This is a genomic window from Streptomyces sp. 12E (assembly GCF_055633275.1).
Map to the genome: position 1 here is coordinate 65,055 of NZ_JBVNCJ010000003.1, position 18,893 is coordinate 83,947.

The 18,893-nt window shown below is 70.4% G+C and carries 16 protein-coding genes and 4 pseudogenes; 11 read left to right on the forward strand and 9 right to left on the reverse strand.

What is annotated here, in order from left to right; all coding sequences use genetic code 11:
* Positions 1-56 precede the first annotated feature (56 nt).
* Complete coding sequence (locus tag ACZ8ZB_RS34875; protein ID WP_470741798.1) at positions 57-1,121, reverse strand: alpha/beta hydrolase family protein; 1,065 nt, start codon at positions 1,119-1,121, stop codon at positions 57-59.
* Between the two features lie 121 nt (positions 1,122-1,242).
* On the opposite strand from ACZ8ZB_RS34875, the gene ACZ8ZB_RS34880 reads away from it, so the two are divergent.
* Both ACZ8ZB_RS34880 and ACZ8ZB_RS34885 read left to right on the forward strand, forming a co-directional pair.
* Entirely contained in the window at positions 1,243-1,878 is a 636-nt protein-coding gene (locus ACZ8ZB_RS34880) for a GNAT family N-acetyltransferase (RefSeq protein ID WP_470741799.1), read from the forward strand.
* 47 nt (positions 1,879-1,925) lie between these two features.
* Positions 1,926-2,771: a PaaX family transcriptional regulator C-terminal domain-containing protein gene (locus ACZ8ZB_RS34885; RefSeq protein ID WP_470741944.1), complete on the forward strand. Its 846-nt coding sequence runs from the start codon at positions 1,926-1,928 to the stop codon at positions 2,769-2,771.
* A gap of 56 nt (positions 2,772-2,827) precedes the next feature.
* Here ACZ8ZB_RS34885 and ACZ8ZB_RS34890 read toward each other — a convergent pair whose 3' ends face one another.
* Entirely contained in the window at positions 2,828-3,484 is a 657-nt protein-coding gene (locus tag ACZ8ZB_RS34890; protein WP_470741800.1) for a class I SAM-dependent methyltransferase, read from the reverse strand.
* A 524-nt stretch (positions 3,485-4,008) separates the two neighbouring features.
* Between ACZ8ZB_RS34890 and ACZ8ZB_RS34895 the strand changes: the two genes are divergently transcribed.
* From ACZ8ZB_RS34895 to ACZ8ZB_RS34905, 3 genes and pseudogenes are all read left to right on the forward strand, one after another.
* Positions 4,009-4,410, forward strand: coding sequence for a hypothetical protein (locus tag ACZ8ZB_RS34895; RefSeq protein WP_470741945.1), 402 nt, complete (start codon positions 4,009-4,011; stop codon positions 4,408-4,410).
* Positions 4,411-4,535: 125 nt separating this feature from the next.
* Positions 4,536-5,060 (forward strand): hypothetical protein, encoded by a 525-nt coding sequence (locus ACZ8ZB_RS34900; protein WP_470741801.1) that lies wholly within the window; start codon positions 4,536-4,538, stop codon positions 5,058-5,060.
* A gap of 551 nt (positions 5,061-5,611) precedes the next feature.
* Positions 5,612-6,641: pseudogene (locus tag ACZ8ZB_RS34905) on the forward strand (Tn3 family transposase); the annotation flags it as partial.
* Positions 6,642-6,931: 290 nt separating this feature from the next.
* Here the strand turns inward: ACZ8ZB_RS34905 and ACZ8ZB_RS34910 are convergent.
* Both ACZ8ZB_RS34910 and ACZ8ZB_RS34915 read right to left on the reverse strand, forming a co-directional pair.
* On the reverse strand, positions 6,932-7,753 hold the full coding sequence (locus tag ACZ8ZB_RS34910; protein ID WP_470741802.1) for a hypothetical protein: 822 nt from the start codon (positions 7,751-7,753) through the stop codon (positions 6,932-6,934).
* On the reverse strand, positions 7,750-8,292 hold the full coding sequence (locus ACZ8ZB_RS34915; RefSeq protein WP_470741803.1) for a SigE family RNA polymerase sigma factor: 543 nt from the start codon (positions 8,290-8,292) through the stop codon (positions 7,750-7,752). Before ACZ8ZB_RS34915 ends, ACZ8ZB_RS34910 begins: the two co-directional genes overlap by 4 nt.
* A gap of 322 nt (positions 8,293-8,614) precedes the next feature.
* Between ACZ8ZB_RS34915 and ACZ8ZB_RS34920 the strand changes: the two are divergent.
* Positions 8,615-8,845: pseudogene (locus ACZ8ZB_RS34920) on the forward strand (transposase family protein); the annotation flags it as partial.
* 14 nt (positions 8,846-8,859) lie between these two features.
* A pseudogene (locus ACZ8ZB_RS34925) lies at positions 8,860-9,308 on the forward strand (IS701 family transposase); the annotation flags it as partial.
* A gap of 23 nt (positions 9,309-9,331) precedes the next feature.
* On the opposite strand, the gene ACZ8ZB_RS34930 reads toward ACZ8ZB_RS34925, so the two are convergent.
* The 3 genes and pseudogenes from ACZ8ZB_RS34930 to ACZ8ZB_RS34940 all read right to left on the reverse strand — a co-directional run bounded on the left by ACZ8ZB_RS34930 (position 9,332) and on the right by ACZ8ZB_RS34940 (position 12,486).
* Positions 9,332-9,751 (reverse strand): hypothetical protein, encoded by a 420-nt coding sequence (locus ACZ8ZB_RS34930; protein WP_470741804.1) that lies wholly within the window; start codon positions 9,749-9,751, stop codon positions 9,332-9,334.
* Positions 9,752-10,188: 437 nt separating this feature from the next.
* A pseudogene (locus ACZ8ZB_RS34935) lies at positions 10,189-11,045 on the reverse strand (IS5 family transposase).
* A gap of 97 nt (positions 11,046-11,142) precedes the next feature.
* Positions 11,143-12,486: an MFS transporter gene (locus ACZ8ZB_RS34940; RefSeq protein ID WP_470741946.1), complete on the reverse strand. Its 1,344-nt coding sequence runs from the start codon at positions 12,484-12,486 to the stop codon at positions 11,143-11,145.
* A 467-nt stretch (positions 12,487-12,953) separates the two neighbouring features.
* Here ACZ8ZB_RS34940 and ACZ8ZB_RS34945 point away from each other — a divergent pair, with 467 nt between their 5' ends.
* From ACZ8ZB_RS34945 to ACZ8ZB_RS34955, 3 genes are all read left to right on the forward strand, one after another.
* Positions 12,954-13,421: a hypothetical protein gene (locus ACZ8ZB_RS34945; protein WP_470741805.1), complete on the forward strand. Its 468-nt coding sequence runs from the start codon at positions 12,954-12,956 to the stop codon at positions 13,419-13,421.
* 12 nt (positions 13,422-13,433) lie between these two features.
* Positions 13,434-14,239 (forward strand): IS5 family transposase gene (locus ACZ8ZB_RS34950; protein WP_470741806.1). Its coding sequence is split into 2 segments (ribosomal slippage): positions 13,434-13,775 and positions 13,778-14,239, totalling 804 coding nucleotides; the frame shifts between segments, so codons are not numbered across the junction.
* A 713-nt stretch (positions 14,240-14,952) separates the two neighbouring features.
* Positions 14,953-15,735 (forward strand): TSUP family transporter, encoded by a 783-nt coding sequence (locus tag ACZ8ZB_RS34955; RefSeq protein ID WP_470741807.1) that lies wholly within the window; start codon positions 14,953-14,955, stop codon positions 15,733-15,735.
* Positions 15,736-15,857: 122 nt separating this feature from the next.
* Here the strand turns inward: ACZ8ZB_RS34955 and ACZ8ZB_RS34960 are convergent, their stop codons facing one another.
* Positions 15,858-16,652, reverse strand: a complete 795-nt coding sequence (locus ACZ8ZB_RS34960; protein WP_470741808.1) for a hypothetical protein — start codon at positions 16,650-16,652, stop codon at positions 15,858-15,860.
* Between the two features lie 278 nt (positions 16,653-16,930).
* Entirely contained in the window at positions 16,931-17,350 is a 420-nt protein-coding gene (locus tag ACZ8ZB_RS34965; protein WP_470741809.1) for a hypothetical protein, read from the reverse strand.
* A 187-nt stretch (positions 17,351-17,537) separates the two neighbouring features.
* On the opposite strand from ACZ8ZB_RS34965, the gene ACZ8ZB_RS34970 reads away from it, so the two are divergent.
* Positions 17,538-18,713 carry a site-specific integrase gene (locus ACZ8ZB_RS34970; protein ID WP_470741810.1) on the forward strand — a complete coding sequence of 392 codons (1,176 nt, stop codon included), beginning with the start codon at positions 17,538-17,540 and terminating at the stop codon, positions 18,711-18,713.
* Positions 18,714-18,893 lie beyond the last annotated feature (180 nt).

Sequence of the window (18,893 nt, forward strand, 5' to 3'; positions counted from 1 at the left end):
TCTGTCGTGGGCCCCCTGAACGTGCACCATGCGCCGTGACCGGGCTCGCGGGAGCGTCATGGAGTGGCGTGACCGCCTCGGCCGAGTTCCTCGACGAACTGTCTCTGGTCGTCCAGGAATCCGTCCGCGAAGAGCGAGTGGGGGGAGAAGAGCGCGGTGAGCGTGATCCTGAGGTCCGACTGCTCGACGGACTGCTTGAGCAGTGAATGGGTCGCGTCCGGGTAGCGCCTGACCGTCAGTGCACCGCCCGCGTCCAGCACCTTGTGGTACGTGCGCTCCGTGTCGGCGGTGTCCACGTTGATGTCATGACCCGCGAGGGCCAGCAGCACCGGTACGCCGCGCAGGGCGCGGAGGTCCCGCGTGGCGTCCGCGGTGTGGTTCCTGGAGACGAAGCCCCAGCGGTCGGCGGTCATGCCGTCCGCGTCGCCGCCCATCGCCCTGACGTACTCCTCGAAGGTCGCGTGGCGTGCCAGCAGCCGGCGAGTGGTGTCGCTCCTGGCGACCTCCGCCTTGGTGCGGGCCGCCGACGCGCCGTCGGCGCGCAGCTCGGCGAGGAGGTTGTAGCGGCCCTGCCGGAGCCAGTTGACCGCGGGCGAGACGGCGATGACGAAGCTCACGGGCGTCTTGGCGGCGATCTTCGGCAGGACCCAGCCCGCCTGGCTGGCGCCCCAGAGTCCGATCCGGTCGCCGTCGATGTCCGGGCGGGCGCGGGCCCAGGCGATGGCGGCGGCCGCCTCGTCGGCCCGGTCGTCCATGGACTGGTCGAGCCAGTTTCCGGGCGCGCCCGCGACGCCGGGCTTGTCCCAGGACAGGGAGGCGTACCCGGCCTTGGCGTTCGCCTCCCACATGGGCTTGTAACCGTCGTCGTGGGTGGCGTCGACGGGGCCGTCACCGTGGACGTACACGACCAGGCCGTGGTGCTTGCGGCCGTCCCTGGGGACGGCCAGCACGCCGTTGAGGGTGTGGCCGCCGTGGCGGATCGTGACCCGCCGCTCGTCCATGTCGTAGGAGTTCTGCCACAGCACCACACCGGCGAGGCCGGCGGCCACGACCAGGGCCGTGACGAGTGACCACACGGCGATGCGGAGCCCGCGCCGTCGGGGCCGGGTCTTCGGACACATGGGAGGGCCGCCTCTGTTCGGGGTCGAAGCAGACACCGAAACTATCATCACGGGAACGGGCGTTGAGAATCTGATAGTTTCAAGCCCTGGTCTCAGAGATCTCGGAGAGAGGAGGTACGGCATGGGACTGGACGCGACGGGCCCCGGGGTCGGACCGGTAACGGTGCGGCGGGGCGTTCCGGCCGGAGCCGAGCGGCGGGTGGCCGAGCTGTACTGGGACGCCTTCGGCCGCAAACTCGGCCCCGCCCTGAACCCGGCGGACAAAGCGGTGCCCTTCATCGCCGCCCACCTGAACACCGATCGAGCGGTCTGCGCACTCCTAGACGGGCAGCTCGTCGGCCTCGCCGGCTACCAGCACGGCGGGCGGGCCCTCACCGGGGGATCGGCCGGCGCCGTGCTGCGCGCTTACGGGCACCTGCGGGGACTGCACCGACTCCTGCTCCTCGCCCTGTTCGAACGTCACCCGGCCCCCGGGCAGCTCGTCATGGACGGCATCGCCGTGGACCCGGACGTGCGCGGCCGCGGCGTCGGGAGCCTGCTCATCGAGGAAGTGGCCGCCGTCGCGGCGGAGCAGGACTGCCGGGAGATCAGACTGGACGTGATCGACACCAACCCGCGCGCCCGGGCCCTGTACGAGCGGCGCGGCTTCACGGCCGTACGGACCGAGCACACGCCCTACCTGCGCGGTCTGCTCGGATTCGGCGCGGTGACCACCATGCACCGCCCGGTCGGAACGGGAAGGGGGAGGGAACGGTGAGCACCGACACCGACACCGACACCGAACACGTCGAGGTCCCCACCCGGATGCTCGTCCACGCGCTGATCCGCGAGGACGGCACCGTCGGCGCGGACGAGCTGTACACCGTCGCCAACACCCTGGGCATGAGCGACCAGCAGGTACGGCTGTGCGTCAAACGCCTCGTGACCGAGGGCCGATTCACCCACGAAGGCCGAGGCCGCAAAGCGGAACTGCACGCGACCACGGACACCATGCGTGCCCTCGCCCCCAACGCGGACTTCCTGCGGCACGCCTTCCGGCAGGACGCCGGGCTCGCGCCCTGGGACGGCGTCTGGCACCTGGCCGCCTTCGCGGTGCCCGAATCGGCGCGCACCGCCCGGGACGCCCTGCGCGAGACGCTCGTCCACCTCGGCGGCGCCCCGCTCCAGGGCGGACTGTACGTCTGCGCCAACACATGGGAACCGTACGTCGAAGAAGCGGCCCACCGCCTCGGCGCCCACGGCGCGCTCACCCTCCTCACCACGACGGACCTGCGCAGGGGCGACACCCGGGAGCCCGCCGAACTCGCCCGCCGCCTGTGGCCCCTGCGGGAGATCGCCGACCGCTACCACCGCCTCAGCCGCATCTCCCGGCCCCGCCTCGCCCGGCTCACCGGCCCTGTCGAACTCTCCCCGGCCGCACTCCTCACCATCGCCGTCGAGCTGGCCGCCGAACTCACCCGCGCCATGGAGCCCGACCCGCTGCTGCCGCCTCAGCTCCTGCCCCACCCCTGGCCCGGCACCCAGGCCCGGGAGCTCATCGCCCGGTGCTGGGCGGCCCTGCGCGAACGCGACCAGGGCGAGGCCCGCCCGGCCCTCTTCCGTCTCTACGCCGACATCACCCGGGAAACAGCCGGCCGGACCACACACTGAAGACGCGACAGACGGCGCGGGTCATGCCGGTCGGGCCGCTCGCGTGGCCTGTGGGATCACTCCCGGCGCCACACGAGCGTGTAGCGCCAGAACAGCCGGCGGCGCAGTCGTGCACCGGGCAGCACGCGCCGGGCCTCCCGGACGATCTCGGGAAAGCTCATGGTCGCCGGCCGGACGGGCGCCGTCATCGAGACCGGTGGACGTGCCGTGCGGCCCTTGTTCTTGAGCCGGCCCGTGACGGCGTTCAGCGGAAGGGCGGCGGCACCGAGCAGATGGTCGCCGGGAGTCCGCGCACGCCAGAGACCGACGACGACCAGCGTCCCTCCGGGCGCCAGGCGGCGGCGGAAGTGGGCGAGGGCGTCGGTGAACGGCAGGTGGTGGAGGGTGGCGACGCAGGTGATGACGTCGTAGGAGGCAGCGGGGGTCCCGGTGAGCGCGTCCGCGGCGGTGAAGGTCACCGGAGCATCCGCAGGGGTCAGTTCCCGTGCCCGGGCGACGGTCGCCGGATCGGAGTCGATCGCGTCCACCGCCGCGGCGCGCGTGGCCAGGAGCCTGGCCAGGTCGCCGGTGCCGGAGCCGACGTCCAGGGCCGTGCGGAAGCCTCTGGGGAGCTGCCGCATGATCCACCGGTGGTAGTGGGCGTTGTGGTCCCAGGGGTGGGCGGCGTTGAACCGGTCGAGGGCGTGCAGGAAGCGGTGCGGCGGTGTCGTCATGCCGTGAGTCCATCAGGCCCGACCCGGCCGGGGGGGGCGGGCCGGGCCGCATGGGTCCGGTCGGCCGACTCAGTCGACCGCGCGCAGTACCAGCCGTACGGCCGTCATGAATCCTCGCCCGATCCATCCGAGCAGTCCCGTCTCCACGGCCAGTTCGGCAGCGTCCGCGGCCACGTCCCCCCGGTCCGACCGGAGGCGGCACCGGGAACAGGAACGGGGCCAACGGCGCTTGTCCGCACCGCACTTCTTGCATATCGCCATGACCTCATTCTCCCCTTGTCCCCGGACCACCCCGTACACGTGGTGGATCGGGTCGTGGCCGGGGCCGACAGCTCCCCCCGGCAGCACAACGACACCGCCTGACGCAGCACCGCCCGGGGAACGGACGCCGCGCCGTCGCCACGAGGGCCGTGCGGCGGGCGGCCGGGAAGGACGGCCTGGTGACTGGTAGGCCCGCATGTCCAAGAGTCGCGTGTTCGCCGTAGCCGTAGGCCGATCGTCACCCTGTGTCGGTGCCCTGCGGCATGATGACCGGCGTGAACACCGAGATGGTGATAGACGTCTGGCAGCGGCTTCTCGCCGACCCTCGCAAGTCGTGGGTGCTGTTCGAGCATGGCACCTGTGTCGTGCTGACCGCTCCGGAAGGGGAGCTTGCTGAACAGGCAACCGACCTCCTGAAGAAGTTCGGCCCGACGCATGCCGGGTCTTCAGCAGGAGACTTCGGGGTGATCGACCTCAAGGACGTCGAGGGATGGGTCGTCACCGGGCATCACAACGACGTCCTTACCTATGTCGGCCCCGATGAGCCTCAGGATCAGTCGCAGATCGCTGTCGGGCTGTTCGGGCGTTCCAAGCGCCACCGGGACGGCACCGAGCTTCACGTCGTCCATGTTGAGGACAGACGCGGCTCAGCGGACCCAGCGTAAGTGCCGCGCTTCATCGCGGGCGGTCGCCGGGGGGCGTATCGGCTCCATGTTCCTCCGGCTTCGGTGACCAAGCGAGTGGCTGTCTTGTCGTGGTAACCGAGCGCCTTCGCGCTGCGGGAGTGCACATGGTGCTGGAGGCGGCCGCCGAGGAAGAGGAACCGGTGAGCGCGGAGCCGCTGCGCGCGGCCGCGGACGTCCTGGACCGGCTCGTCGGCGCCGGCCACATCGGCAACCCCGCGATCCACGGCGTGCAGGCCGGCGGATGGCTCACAGAGCCGAGGATGCTCGAGCGGATCCACACCACGACCACCCCGGCCACGGTCGTCGCGGCGGCGGCCCTGCGCACGATGCGCAAGGCCGCCCGCATCCCCGACGAGGACGAACTGAGCGACACCGACTGCATGTCCACCCTCCACGAGGCCGCCCGCTTCGCGCACACCGCCGCCGACCTCGCCGCCCGCCTGACGCACGCCGGCGGACCCGCTGCCCCGCGCCGCACCCGACACGGGGCAGCACACGCCTCGATGCCGCCTTGGCCCCGCGCCCCGCAGTCGTCCTCTGGTGCCGGGACCGCTGCGCCCGACGGACCGGCAGCCGGCAGGCGAGCCGCTACAACACCGTGCGCCTGCTGGGCGAGTCGGACGCGCTGAGCGCGGCCCAGGGCGGCAAGCGCATCTTGAAGGCGGTGCGGCGGCTGTCGGCGCTGTCGCGGCGGGCGGTGTTCTCCAACGCCAAGCTGCCGCAGGGCGCGGTCGACCGGGACGCGTACGCGGTGTGCGTGCTGGAGCAGCTGCACCGGGCGCTGAACAGGCGGGACATCTTCGCCGCCCCCTCCAACCGCTGGGCCGATCCGCGGGCGCGGCTGCTGGACGGGCCGCGGTGGGAGGCGATGCGGGGCGACGTGCTGGCCGGCCTGTCGCTGAGCGAGGACGTCGGCGAGCACCTGGCCACGCTGACCCGGGGCCTGGATGCGGCCTGGCGGCAGATGGCGGGTCGCCTCGCCGAGGCCGGGGACGAGGCGAAGGTGGAGATCGTCGTCCCCGAGGGCGGGGGCCGGGCCCGCCTGAGTGTGGACAAGCTCGGAGCGGTGGGCGAGCCGGAGTCGCTGACCTGGCTGAAGACGACCACGGAGGCGATGCTCCCCAGGATCGACCTGCCGGACCTGCTGTTCGAGGTGCGCTCCTGGACCGGGTTCCTGGACGCCTTCCGCCGCGTGTCCGCCCGGCCCACGCGGATGGAGGGGATGCTCGTCTCCCTGGTGGCGCTGCTGGTGTCCGAGGCGTGCAACATCGGGCTCACCCCGGTGGTGGACCCGGAGAACAAGGCGCTGACCCGCTCGCGGCTGTCGCACGTGGACCAGAACTACCTGCGCGCCGACACCATCGCTGCGGCGAACGCGGTGCTGATCACCGCCCAGGGCCGCATCGAGCGGCGGCGTGCGCCCGGAGGTGGTGGCCACCGACAACGCCTCGTACTCGGACATGGCCTTCGGCCTGTACAAGATGCTCGGCTTCCGTTTCGCCCCGCGCTTCCGTGACCTGGCCGACCAGCGGTTCTGGCGGGCGGACGTGCCCGTGCCCGTGCCCGAGGGTGAGGAGCCGGCCGGGGACTACGGGCCGCTGGAGGCCATCGCCCGCCACAAGGTGAACCTGAAGCGGATCGAGACGCACTGGTCAGACATGCTGCGGGTGGCCGGGGCGCTGACCACCAACCAGGTGCGGCCGTACGACCTGCTGCGGATGTTCGGCCGCGAGGGACACCCCACGCCGTTGGGGGCGGCGTTCGCGGAGTACGGCCGGATCGACACGACCATGCACCTGTCGGCCCTGGTCGACCCGATGGACGACACCTACCGACGGCTGATGAACCGGCAGCTGACCGTGCAGGAGTCCCGGCACCGGCTCGCCCGCGCGATCTGCCACGGCGGCCGCGGACAGATTCGCCAGGCGTACCGGGACGGCCAGGAGGACCAGCTCGCCGCCCTCGGCCTGGTCCTCAACGCCGTCGTGCTGTGGAACACCCGCTACGTGGACGCCGCCGTCGCTCAGCTCCGCGCGGAGGGCCACGACATCAAGGACGAGGACTTGGACCGCCTGTCCCCGCTGAAGAACGCGCACGTCAACTTCCTGGGCCGCTGCCTGTTCAACATCGCCTCCCCCGGCCCCGCCCAGGGCCTGCGGCCCCTGCACGACCCGGACGAGGTCGAGCCCGACGACGGGGACGAGGACTGATCCGCGCGTACCGGCCGCGCTGCGCCCGAGGGCCGGGTCAGGCCGTGCAGCGGCGCCACGGCTTGTCGTACTGTGCGACATCCCGTGAGTTTCCCTGGGCGGCGAACAGTTGCCGTTCCTCAGCATCGAGTTCGTGGACAGGCGTACCCGCAGGTGCCGGTGCCGGCTGGAACCTCGCGTGCCCTTCTCGATGTCCTGGTGCATATGAACGATGCACTTCGTAACGTGGTGCCCGTCGGGGTTGTTGCCGTGGTTTTCCTGCCCCTCGGAGCGTTAGTCTCCCGCTTGATCTACTTCGTGACCTTGATCCCCTCCAACTCGGTGGACTTCGGCGCCAGGATGGCGAACCAGTCGTAGGGGGAGTGCTTGGGGCTGTGGATGACCGGAACGCCGGCGTTCGCCTCGGTGTCCGCGGACGTACGGCCGACCTTGGTAGACGTGCCGTCCTTCCAGGTGCAGGTGACCTCCCGGGCGGTCTTGGCGACCTGGCCGAACACCAGGCGCGGGGTGGCCGTGCCGTTCCCTGGGAGCAGCGGGAGCGAGACGGTCCCGTGCTCGCCGCCGGTCAGGACGTCGTCCTCGGGTAGCACCAAGTTCCCGATCTGAGTGGTCTTCGCCTCTTCACCGGTGACCCGGTGCACGAAGTGCGCGACCTTGCCCACCAGTTCGGAGGCTGTGGAGACGTCCTGCGGGTGCTCGCCGAACTTCGCCATGGCCGCCAGGGTGGCCCGGGCCTCCGCCGTGTCCGCCGGAGCCTTCCACACGTCGATGTACACCCTCCACGGCACTCCCTCGTCGGTGCCGCTCGCCAGGGTCGTCCGCATGTGCGGCTCGGGTGCCTCCGCGCTGGCGACCGGCTGGCTCGCCGGCGACACCCCCCGTTCCCCGTCACCGGACAGCCCGTTCAGTGCCAGAGCCCCCGTGGAGCCGGCCACGACCAGGGTGGTGGTCGCCACGACCGCCCAGCGACGGGCCCTGCGGCGGCGGCCGCCGCGAATCAGCGCCTGGGCGGGGGCTGTGCCGATCCTCACCTCGTCGGCGGCTTCGGCCAGCAGGAAGGCGATGTCGTGCTGTGTCATGTTGTGGCTCGTCTCCCAGTCCGCGCTCTTCACGTTCGTCCTCCCTGCGTCACTTTCTCCGCCAGCCCCGAAACGGCGCGCAGCTTCGCGATCCCCTTGGCTGCGTTGCTCTTCACCGTGCCGACCGAACAGCCCATCGCCTCGGCCGTCTGTGTCTCAGTGAGGTCCTCCCAGTAACGTAGGACCACTGCTTCCCGCTGCCGTGCCGGCAATTGGGCCAGCGCCTTCAGCAGCGTGTGACGGTCGTCGGCCTGGGCGATCCGGTCACCGGTGTCGGCCACCTCGTGTGTCAGGCCCGCGTCCCCGCTCCTGGGCAACAGGAACTCCCTCAGCTTCCTTCGATATCTGCGGGCATGCGCGTTGATCATCACTCGTCGCACATACGCCTCAGGGGCGTCGGCCGAGGCGACCCTGTGCCAGGCCACATAGACCTGCTCCAGCGTCGACTGGACCAGATCCTCCGCAGCGTGCTGCTCACCCGTGAGCAGAAACGCCGTGCGCATCAGGCGCGGCCAGCAACCGACGACGAAATCGTGGAACTCTCGGTCCCCGACCTGCTTTCGAACCCCCATGAGCACCTCCCTCCTAGATGTTCAAAAGAGTCCATACGAAGCCGAGACCGTTGCCTCACCACGGGATCTTCTTCCGCTTCGCACACACGATCCTTTGCCCGAGGAAGATCAAGAAGAGCCGCACGGAGATCGCGAGGCGACCAGGGTCTTTGAGAAGTGCCGAGGTGGGGTGGTTCGCCTGCTGGGCCCTGGATGTGGCGGCTTGTCGGCTTCTGCCGGAGGTGACCCGGGACGCAGAACAGGCATGGCCGCTGGTGATCATGTGGGTGTCGAGTCCGTATGAGCACCGAGCGAGTCCATGCCTGCGCACCCGTCTTCCCGCATGCCGTCATGCCTCCGGCGACTGGGGGACGCCTCCGACCCAACCCCGCTGAAGACAGCTGCTGACCTGCGAAACTTTCTGGCCGCGGTGCCTGATCCACGGGCCCGGCGCGGCATCCGCCATCCATGGACGGCCCTGCTCACCACTGCGGCCGCCGCCGGTCTGGCCGGCGCCGCCTCGATCACGGCGATCGGCGAGTGGGTCGCCGACGCACCACAGCGCGTCCTGGCCCTGCTCGGCTTCCGCCCCGACCCGCTGACCGGCCTCATCCGCCCGCCCCATGCCACCACCGTCCGCCTCCACGGCCTGCGGCCCTGGATCGAGCAGAGCTACAAGCAGATCAAGGACGAACTGGGCTGGGCCGACTTCCAAGTCCGCTCCGACCGCGCCATCCGCCGCCACCAGACCCTGGTCAACTGCGCCTTCTCCTTCTGCTGGGACCAGTGGTTCGCACCACCCGGGCCCCTGGACGCCACCGCGCCGGACCTCTGCCCCGATGAGGGACCAGAGAGGGGGCCCAGCCATACCCCACCAGCCCCAACCGTCCTGCTGGCCCAAGGCCTTACGAGCCATCCGCTCCTGGCTCACTCCCGCCATCACCCTCACCCGCTGGTGGCGAGCCTGGACGGACAACCGACCCGCCCTCCGAGCCCCAGGCCCCGATCGATGCGGCCACCACAGGACACGGCATTGACCTCTACCTCCGGATTTAACGAACTACCGGTAAGAGTGCGATTCATCCAAGCCGGGTGCCTCAAGACGGTTGAAGCCGACGAGGCGTGGCGAGACGACGAAGGGGAAGGATTCGCCACCGGGGGTCTTGAGAGCCGCCACGATGTCATGGTCCGGTGCGCCGAATATCTCGAAGTGCTGCACGGTGCAGTGCTCCATCACCTCGCGGATGTACGGATCCGACAGCCGCCAGTGGGCGCGGATGGCATCGGAGTCGCGGTAGAGCTGGAAGCTGTGCGCCAGCATCCGCTCCTCGTCGATGAAGACCTCGACCATGAGCTGGGGGCCGTGCTCTTGAGCGAATGCCACCGCCTGCGCGATGGCGCGCCGGAAGCCGTCGAGGTGACCGTCCGTGATGCGCATGGTGTTACGGAAGAGGATGGTGCTGCTCTTTGTGATCTCCATGCGCCGAGTGTTGCGCCTCAACCACGGTTGAGGTCAAGGGAGCAGCCCAGCCGGGGAACCGGCGACGACACCGAGGCTGCTGATGAAGCCCTGACGGGCCGCCTCGCGCTCCCCGAAGTCGGCGGAACCTGGAGTCGATGCGCCCCAGGAGATCACGCAAGGTCACCAGCCGGCTGGGCTCCCCGGGGAACCGACGGCAGTTGAATCCGCGAGCCCACCAGTTCGGGACGCAGGGCGTAGATGTACCCACACCTGGGGACGCCCCTGGACGTGGCGGACAGTGGTGCGGTTATGGGGCCGACTGTGGCCATAGGCGGGGCCTTGGTCGGTGGAACTGCGGGTATGTGGGGCCCCGTTCTCCTGAAGGGAAAGGATCGGCGTGACTTGGAGACGGATCGCGCCGCGGATCGATTTGCCTTACAGTTCGCGCGGATAGGTCACGGGCGTCGGGCGGTCCGTGCGTCCCATCGGTAGGCCGTCCGTGCTTTGTGGATCAGGCGCCGGATCACGAGGACCGCGCCGGCGAGCGCTACCCACGCGGCCTGCACCACCGCACGTCGGTCCGTGACGATCGCCAGCGACTTGAAGCCCCGTGTGTGCCAGGAGTTCGTCCGTTCGACAACCCATCGGTGGGTGTGGTTGATCGGCAGGAACGCGCCCTTTGGGGTGATCCGCCATCCGCAGCCCAGCTCGGTCAGCAGGGTGCGGGTCACGCGCGAGTCGTAGCCCGAGTCCAGGTGCACCGTGATCCGGTCGGGCAGCTGGAAGCCGAAGCGCCCAAGGGTCTCCAAGGTGGGGCGTAACAGCGGCGAGTCGTGCCGGTTGGCGCCGGCAAGCGCGCACCCGATCGGGAGCCCGCCGCCTTCGACCAGCAGCGACCGTTTGGTCCCCGATTTCCCGCGGTCCACGGGCGAGGGGCCGGTGTTCTCTCCGCCGCCGGGGGCTTTCACGATGCACCCGTCCACGGCGAGGCTGTCCAGGCCCAGGCCGATGGCCTGGTCATAGGCCTCCAACGCGGCCTGGTGCAGGGCTTCGAAGACTCCCGCGGCGATCCACTCGTCCCGCCGGGACCGCAGCGTGGTCGCGGAGACCTGGTGGTCGGCGTGCTGCTGGTAGGTGCCGCCCAGCACGAGCCGGGCCAGGAGCTTGTCGAACACGACCCTGTCCGGGACGCGGGGCCGATGACAGCCCAGCTGATCAGCCCCTCCCGAGCAACGGGGGAACCTCAGCGCGGGATCAGCGCGTGGAACTGCTCCCACAGAGGGGCGGTGATGGAGGAAGGCAGGACGGGCACGTGACCTTCTGCTTGACCGGTGGTGATCGTGGACCTGTTGTTTCCAGGGCTGCGCCCGCCCGGCCGGGCCGCCGGGCGGGCGCAGCCCTGCCCGAGATCACCCGAGCGTTTCCTCCGTCACCGCGTCGGGCAGGGAGATCCGCCAGGCGACGCACCCGGCCGCGGCGAGCCCGGCGATGGCCAGGAAGCTGCTGGCGAGGAACGGGTCGGTGCCGTCCAGGGCGGGAGCGAACCCGATGCCGACGTAGAGCGTGATTCCGGTGGAACCGCCCAGTTGGTCGGCGGCTCGCTGGACGCCGGAGGCGATGCCGGCGTCGTCCTCGGTCACGCCGGTCACCGCGACGTACTGCAGCCCGACGATCCCGAACCCCATCCCGGCCGCGATGAGCACCATCGCCGGAACCATCGCCCAGCCGGTGGCCCCGAGGGAGGCGATTAGGGCGATGGCGGCCATCGCCAGCGCGGTGAAGCCGATCCCGGCCAGGACGCAGGCCCGGGCACCCCACCGTCCGAGCAGCCGGGGCACCAGCACCGAGGCCGCGATCAGGGACACCGCCAGGGGCAGCATCGTCAAGCCGGCCTGGAGCGGGCCGGCGCCCGACCGGTCCTGCAGGTAGTAGGTGAACAGCAGGAACGAGGTGGACAGCGCCGCGCTCAGCAGAGCGGTGGCGAGGTTGGCCAGGACGCGCGGCCGGTTGCGGAGGAACCGCAGCGGCACGAGCGGGTTGCGTGAACGGAGCTCCACCCTGACGAACAGGGCTCCGGCTGCCACCGCGCCGGCCAGCGCCGCCGGCGGCAACCAGGGCAACGGGCTGTCCGCCTGTCCCGCTTCGACGACCCCGAGGGTGAACAGCAGCGGAGCCGCGACCAGCAGGAGCGCACCGGGAAGGTCCAAAGGTGCGGGCTCGGCGGGCCGTTCGCCCGGCACGAGAAGGGCCGCAGCCGCGAGCACGACCAGGATGAACGGCACAGACACCAGGAAGATCCACCGCCAGCCGAGCAGCTCGGTGATGATCCCGGAGACCACGAACCCGAGGACGAGACCACAGCTCGCGACGGCCGCCCACACGCCCAGCGCCCGCGACCTGCGCGGCCCCTCGGGGAACATGAGCACGACCACCGCCATCGCCGCCGGAAGCGCGATCGCCTCCCCGGCACCCTGCAGCAGCCGGGCCGTCACCAGCACGGCGAAGGACGGCGCGAGCCCGGCCAGCAAGGACGCGGCACCGAAGAGCGCTGTGCCGAGCAGGAGGATGCGGCGCCTGCCGAGCACGTCGCCCAGCCGTCCGCCGAGCATCAGCAGCCCGCCGCCGGTGATCGTATACCCGACCACCACCCAGACCAGGGCATGCCCGTCGACCCCGAAATCGGCGCCGATCGAGGGCAGGGCGACGTTGACCACAGTCACGTCCACCGCAATGAAGAACTGCAGCATGGCCATGCAGCACAGCACCAGCCACGCGCGCACCGGAGACGATCCGTCCCCGCGCGAAGAGAAAATGCCTGAAACCACCGAGTGCTCCGTTGCCCAGAAGAAGTTCCGAGCAGCACGAACGCGCCGCTCCGGTCCAACCACGAAGCAGCAGAACGTTCAACAGAAGTGAGACGAACGCCCCGCCGCTAGCGGAGCGTCCTCGTCACCGCGGCACAAGCCGCGCACGAAGCACCAGACATGCCGCAGATGCTACCGGAGCCGACGGCAAGTGATCCTTTGACGTCACTCCGCCGCAGACCTACCAGCCACCCCCGCACCACACCCAGCCCCTGTCCCCCGTCACGCCCGGCCGAGCCGACGCCGTCGGACAGAACTCCCGCCTATCCGCGCGCCCTCCTAGAGGTCATCTCATTTGGCGAGTCTGTGCGACGATTCGTCGACCAGTGGGAAGTCATGAGCGGGGGCGAAGGCCGATGGAGTACGTCATTCTCGATGCGCAGGTCGGCGAGCTGTCAGGGGTTCTGGACCCGTCTCGCTACCTGGACCATCTGCCCTCGATCGTTGGTGATCTGCCGCCTGGGGCCCGGGCTTTCGCCACCGACCCGGACCACTACGACTTCCGCAGCAGGCGATGCGTGAAGGACCTGACGCTCCGGGCCGTCCGAGGCGCCGGCGGTGAGGAGATGGAGGTCGAGTTCCGGCACAACTGCTGGAAGCACGACCATGACCTGCTGATCCGCTACGCAGGGGTGTCCAGCTTCATCGTCGATCCCGCCGGCGAGGGCCGGGGAACAGACCTCGGGGCTGTGATTCTCGACGAGATCCTGCCGCACAGGGACGGCTGCAGCCACGAGATCGCCTGCTGGGACGGCACCCTCACCCTTGTCTGCCGTGACCTCCAGGCGACCTGGACCGAGACCGTCTGCTCCAGCGAGGCGTAGGCGCGACGGGGCATGGGGATTGTTGAGCGGCTGGTGCCGGATGAGCTGTGGGAGCTGTTCCAGCGGGTGGTGCCGGAGGCACCGTCGCGGCCTCAGGGCGGCGGTCGGCGTCGACATGGCGACAGGGAGGTGCTGGCGGCGATCGTGTTCGTGACCACGTCGGGCTGCACGTGGCAGCAGCTGCCGGCAGCGTCGTTCGGGCTGTCAGGAGCAACAGCCCATCGGCGGTTCAGCGAATGGTCGAAAGCCCGGGTGTGGGCCAAGCTCCACCGGGTGGTACTCGACGAGCTCGGCGCCCGCGGCGAGCTGGACTGGACCCGCTGCGCGATCGACTCAGTCAACATGCGGGCCATGAAAAGGGGGACCTGACAGGTCCGAATCCTGTGGACCGGGGCAAGTACGGCTCGAAGATCCATCTGATCACCGAGCGAACCGGTCTGCCCATATCCGTCGGAATCTCGGGCGCGAACCTGCACGACAGCCAAGCCCTGATCCCCTTGGTCAAGGGCATACCGCTGATCCGCTCCCGCCGGGGACGCAGGCGACGTAAGCCGGGCAAGCTTCACGCCGACAAGGGCTACGCCTACCCCCACCTGCGGCGATGGTTACGCGGACGCGGCATCACCCACCGCATCGCCCGCAAAGGGATCGAGTCCTCACAGCGGCTGGGCCGCCACCGCTGGACCATCGAGCGCACCATGGCCTGGCTCGCCGGCTGCCGACGACTCCACCGACGCTACGAACGAAAAGCCGACCACTTCCTCGCCTTCACCAGCATCGCCTGCACCCTCATCTGCTACCGCAGACTGGCCAAATGAGATGACCTCTTAGAAGTAGACGCACGGGAGCTCGCCGACGAGAAACTCCTGACCCTGTCGATCGCGTGCGAAAAACACGCCTTTCGTACGACTTTCTGGTACAGACGGTCAGCAGGGCCTTCGCTGGGGAGCCAGTCGACATACAGGCATTCCGCACCGACCTGAATCCGCTCGCTGGAGAGGCCATGGACATCTGCTACAGCCTGGCGCGGTTGCGGATGGCGGGTGGCGGAGACCCCAATGGTGTGCTTCGGGCATTACGGAACGCCTCGGAAGTGATCTATACGGCGCTGAAGGATAACGAGTTCACCAACGCGCCAATGCCTCCCGCCGGGAGGGACGGGTGGAGGCCGCCGCCAGTGCTCGGTCATGGTTCCGCCTGATGATCGACCGCCTAGTGGAGGAGCAGTACCGATCAGATCAGGCGCCGAGTGATCGGCGTCCCCGGTAACAGGTGGTGACCAACTGGGCAGGATCGTCCCAGGAACTGGCGACAGTTGTATACGTGAGCCCACCAGTACCGAGGCCGAAGGAGGCACGCCGTTCCCTGCCGGTGGGCACCAGGTCCGGCTCCGCCCACGCATGGGGGACGGCAGTTGTCCACCGTCTCGGGAGGAGGTTGGATCGGGGCGGGGGCGATGTTCCCGAGGACGGAAGACACCTGCTCCGGAGCCTGTTCCGGGTGCCGGTCGGCGAGTGCTGGGGGGATTGCCGTGGAGTGGTCGACGGGGTTGCTCGGGTTCGCCGTCGGACTCCTGCTATCGGTCATCACCGCGCCCGTGGGCGTCTCCGGAGCGGTCTTCCTGCTGCCCGTCCAGGTCAGTGTGCTGGGTGTGCCGAGCCCGGCCGTGACACCCACGAACCTGCTCTACAACGTCGTGGCCGGCCCCGGCGCCCTCCTGCGCCACTGGCGGGCCGGGCGACTGGGCGGGCCGTTGACCCGCCTGCTCGTCGCGGGCACGGTTCCCGGCGTCGTCATCGGCGCCGGGGTCCGCGTGTTCGCCGTTCCCGGCCCGCGCGTCTTCCGTCTCCTCGTCGCCGCGCTGCTGCTGCCGCTCGGACTGTGGCTGTGGCTGCGGACCCTGCGCCCGGCGTCACCGAGCACCCACGACCGCCTCTCGCCCCGCGCGACGACGTCGCTGGCCCTGGCCGTCGGCGTCGCCGGCGGCATCTACGGGATCGGGGGCGGTTCCCTGCTCGGCCCGATCCTCGTGGGCCGCGGCGTCCCCGTCGCCACCGTCGCACCCGCGGCCCTGGCCTCCACCTTCGTGACCTCCGTCGTCGGCGCGGCCACCTACGCACTGCTCTCCCTGGCCACCACGGGCGACGTCGCCCCCGACTGGCTGCTGGGCCTGTCCTGCGGAGCCGGAGGACTGCTCGGCGGATACCTCGGCGCGCACCTCCAACCGCACCTGCCCGAAACCGCGCTCCGGCTCCTGCTCGGCACCCTCGCCACCGGCGTCGGCGCGCTCTACGCGGTCCAGGTCCTCCGCTGACCGTGCGGCGTCCGGCCACCCCACGGCACTCGGGGGCCGTCGACCCGGGGCCCTGGGCCACTTCTCGCGGTGCGACCGCGCAGGGCGACCAGTGGATGGTTCGGAGTGTTCCGGGCGTCGGCTCAGAACGGCGGGTCTTCGCTGTAGCCGCCTTCCCGGGAAGCGCGTGCGGCTCTGAGGAGGGCGTAGCGCTCACGGGCTGCGAGGTCGGACGCGTTCTCCAGGCTGCTGGTGTCGTGTCCCCAAGCCTTCAGTGCGTCCAGGACGCGGTCTCGGTGGTGCCGGTCGGTGCTGGTGGCCAGGAGACGTCGGGCGTGGCCGGCCAGAGCGGACCGGTGCTGGACGAGGAGGGGGTGTTCCGTGAGGGGGATGGCAGCGACAAGGGCGGTGTGGCGCACATCGGCGTCGGCATGACCGAGGAGGGCGTGAACAGCGGGGAAGAGGGCCGGGCGCGCGTCCCGAAACGCACGCATCTCCTCGTGCTCGTCAGGAAATCCCTCACCGCAGAGACGTTCGCTGGTGGCGACGCACTCGTCGTCGGCGTCGTAGGCGGTGTCGCCGAGCCACTGGAGCAGCCGCACGAGAGTGGGGCGGTTCGGGCGTGTCCTGGTGTCCTGACGGGAGTCGCCTGCCGTGACGGCCGGATGGTCGAGGATCGCCGCGACGTAGAGCGCCACGGGCACCGTGGCCTCGTAAATGCTGTTCTGGTGGGTCACGGGCCCCAGCGCATCCTGGAGGGCGGACTCCCTGATGAGCGGGTCGGGGCTGGTCAGGAGTGCCAGTGCCGCCGGCAGGGATTCACCCGTGCCGCGGGCCGTGGCGAGCGACGCCCAGTCCGTACCGTCCAGCAGTGTCCGAAAGGGAGGGAGTGCGGCGGGGTGAGACTGCTGCTCGGTCCGGCTGCGGTGGTGGGTCACAGGCCGAGGCTATGCCGTCGACGAGTCACCGTTGTGCCAGGGTGTCATGCGCTGGACAGGCCGGCTGTGGTCGCGGCCTCGATTGTCCACCGACCGGAAAAGCAGCTTCTCGAACTGCGGCCGCAGGCCGCACGTCGTCCACGGCGCGGAACCGCCAGCGCCATCACTCTTCGGCGGGTCGTTCTCCGGGCGGCCTCAACCGCCGCCGAACGACGACCGGCCGTCACGTCGCATACGTGACCACATGAAGTGGACCGGAGCCCGTTCTCACGCGGGAGTCATTTCTGCTCGTCGTGCCGCTTGACGGCGGTGAGGAAGACATCCACGAGCTCGGCGGGCATGGAATAGCCCCTGACCTTTCCGAAGCCGGGGCCCTGTGCCTGAATCGGGGGCTGCATCCCGGCCGGCCACCAGCCCTCGCGGACCCCGCGTTCCAGGACGCGTGTGAGGGCGCCGCTGTGGCCGCGGAGGCTGCCGCCGTCGGTGCGGAGTTCGTCGTCGTCGACGAAACCGTCGTGGTCGGCGGCCATGCGGACGATGCGGCGCGCTCGGGCGGGCAGGGTCCGGTAGTACTGCAGGGCGCGTTCGACGGTCCACGTGGCGTCGACGTCGACGTGGGCGGCGTGCTTCTCGAGGAGTGCGAGGAGCTGGTCCCGGAAGTCGTCGGTGGGATCGTCGACCGTGACGGTGATGCGCAAGATCTCTCCGTACCAATAGACGTGGATTTGACGAGGACGGTAGCAGTCCTGCGCGGGTGGCTGCTGCGCGCGGTGGGTCCGCCGTGCATCCGGGGCGCCGTCAGGGCTCCGGGCGAGCTCGGGATCGCCTTCCCCGAGTAGCCTCGTATAATTTCCGTTATACGAGGCTATCCTGACGGAGGGGCACGTGGCCGACTCCAGCGCCGTGGAAGTGGTCGACGCCGAACTGGTCGACGGGGACGAGGGCCGGGCACTTCCCGTCCCCGCGAAGGCGCCGGCGCCCCGGCCGCTCGTCGACCGGCACACCCTGCTCCGGCCGAACGCCCCGATCCCGACGACGGTCGGCCAACCGGCGTACACCGAAGCCGACTTCCGGATCTCGCAGGAGACGGCCGACCTGATCGACGGGGCGCCGCCCGCCAACACCTCCCGCACGTACGGCTCGGCTCTCGGGCAGTTCAGGACCTGGTGCGCGCAGAACGGACGGGTGCCGATGCCGTGCACCACGGCGACGTTCGTGGAGTACGTCGGACACCTGGTGCAACGCGACCTGGCGCCCCCCTCCGTCCAGGTCCACATGTCGGCGATCCGCTCCGCCCACCCCGACGGGCAGCAGCCCGGCATGAAGGAGGCCCGGCAGATCCTCCGCAAGCACGCCCGGGACTGGGCCCGGCGCCGCGCGCCCAGGAAGGCGCCGCCGATCCGTACCGCGGCCCTGTCCGCCATGGTGGCCACCTGCACCGCGGCCGACGACCGCGAACGGCCGAAGGCCCTGCGGGACGCCGCGCTGCTCACCCTCGGGTGGGGGATGCTGTCCCGCCGCAGCGAACTGGCGAACCTCCTGATCGAGCACCTGGTCGTGGAGGACGACGGCGTGACCGTGCGCGTGGCGTTCTCCAAGACCGACCAGGCCGCCCACGGCGAGGACACCTTCGTACCGGCCGACCCGGACGACCCGTCCCTCTGCCCCGTCGTCCGCGTCCGCGCGTGGCTGGAGGAGCTGCGCCGGCACGGCCTCACGTCCGGCCCCCTGTTCCGGCACATCACCCGCGGTGGCACCATCCGCCCGCGCTCCGGGCCGCGCGGCGACTTCCTCAGCCCCGACGCGATCGGGAACATCGTCAAGACCCGCGCCCGGCTCGCCGGGGTCAAGGCCCCCGGCGGTCGCGCGGTCACCGCGCACGGCCTGCGCCGGGGCCCGGCGCAGGAGATCTCCGAAGCGGGAGGCGACCCGACCGCACAGGGCCGGTGGAAGCCCGGTTCCCCCACGGTCCGCAAGCACTACATCGAGCCCGCCCGGGGCAAGACGGACAACCCGCTGCACGCCGCCCGGGCCAAAGCCCGCGCACAGAAAGCCACGTGACCACCCATCACCTCGGGCATCACGCGACGACCGGTCGAGGAGGGCTCATGATGGCGTGCCCCGGCCTTGGTACTGGGCGCGCCGCGGGCCGAATCTCGGCCGGCAGCGAGGCGGGAACGCCGTGGCACTCCACCGAGCTGTTCAGCCGGGCGTGCAGCCCCAAGAAGCTCGTGGTCGTCG

What these genes read in the sequence shown, in the direction of transcription:
- ACZ8ZB_RS34875 (WP_470741798.1), bottom strand. Translation starts at nt 1,121, where the DNA reads ATGTGTCCGAAGACCCGGCCCCGACGGCGCGGGCTCCGCATCGCCGTG.
- ACZ8ZB_RS34880 (WP_470741799.1), top strand. Translation starts at nt 1,243, where the DNA reads ATGGGACTGGACGCGACGGGCCCCGGGGTCGGACCGGTAACGGTGCGG.
- ACZ8ZB_RS34885 (WP_470741944.1), top strand. Translation starts at nt 1,926, where the DNA reads ATGCTCGTCCACGCGCTGATCCGCGAGGACGGCACCGTCGGCGCGGAC.
- ACZ8ZB_RS34890 (WP_470741800.1), bottom strand. Translation starts at nt 3,484, where the DNA reads ATGACGACACCGCCGCACCGCTTCCTGCACGCCCTCGACCGGTTCAAC.
- ACZ8ZB_RS34895 (WP_470741945.1), top strand. Translation starts at nt 4,009, where the DNA reads ATGATGACCGGCGTGAACACCGAGATGGTGATAGACGTCTGGCAGCGG.
- ACZ8ZB_RS34900 (WP_470741801.1), top strand. Translation starts at nt 4,536, where the DNA reads ATGGTGCTGGAGGCGGCCGCCGAGGAAGAGGAACCGGTGAGCGCGGAG.
- ACZ8ZB_RS34915 (WP_470741803.1), bottom strand. Translation starts at nt 8,292, where the DNA reads ATGGGGGTTCGAAAGCAGGTCGGGGACCGAGAGTTCCACGATTTCGTC.
- ACZ8ZB_RS34930 (WP_470741804.1), bottom strand. Translation starts at nt 9,751, where the DNA reads ATGGAGATCACAAAGAGCAGCACCATCCTCTTCCGTAACACCATGCGC.
- ACZ8ZB_RS34940 (WP_470741946.1), bottom strand. Translation starts at nt 12,486, where the DNA reads ATGGCCATGCTGCAGTTCTTCATTGCGGTGGACGTGACTGTGGTCAAC.
- ACZ8ZB_RS34945 (WP_470741805.1), top strand. Translation starts at nt 12,954, where the DNA reads ATGGAGTACGTCATTCTCGATGCGCAGGTCGGCGAGCTGTCAGGGGTT.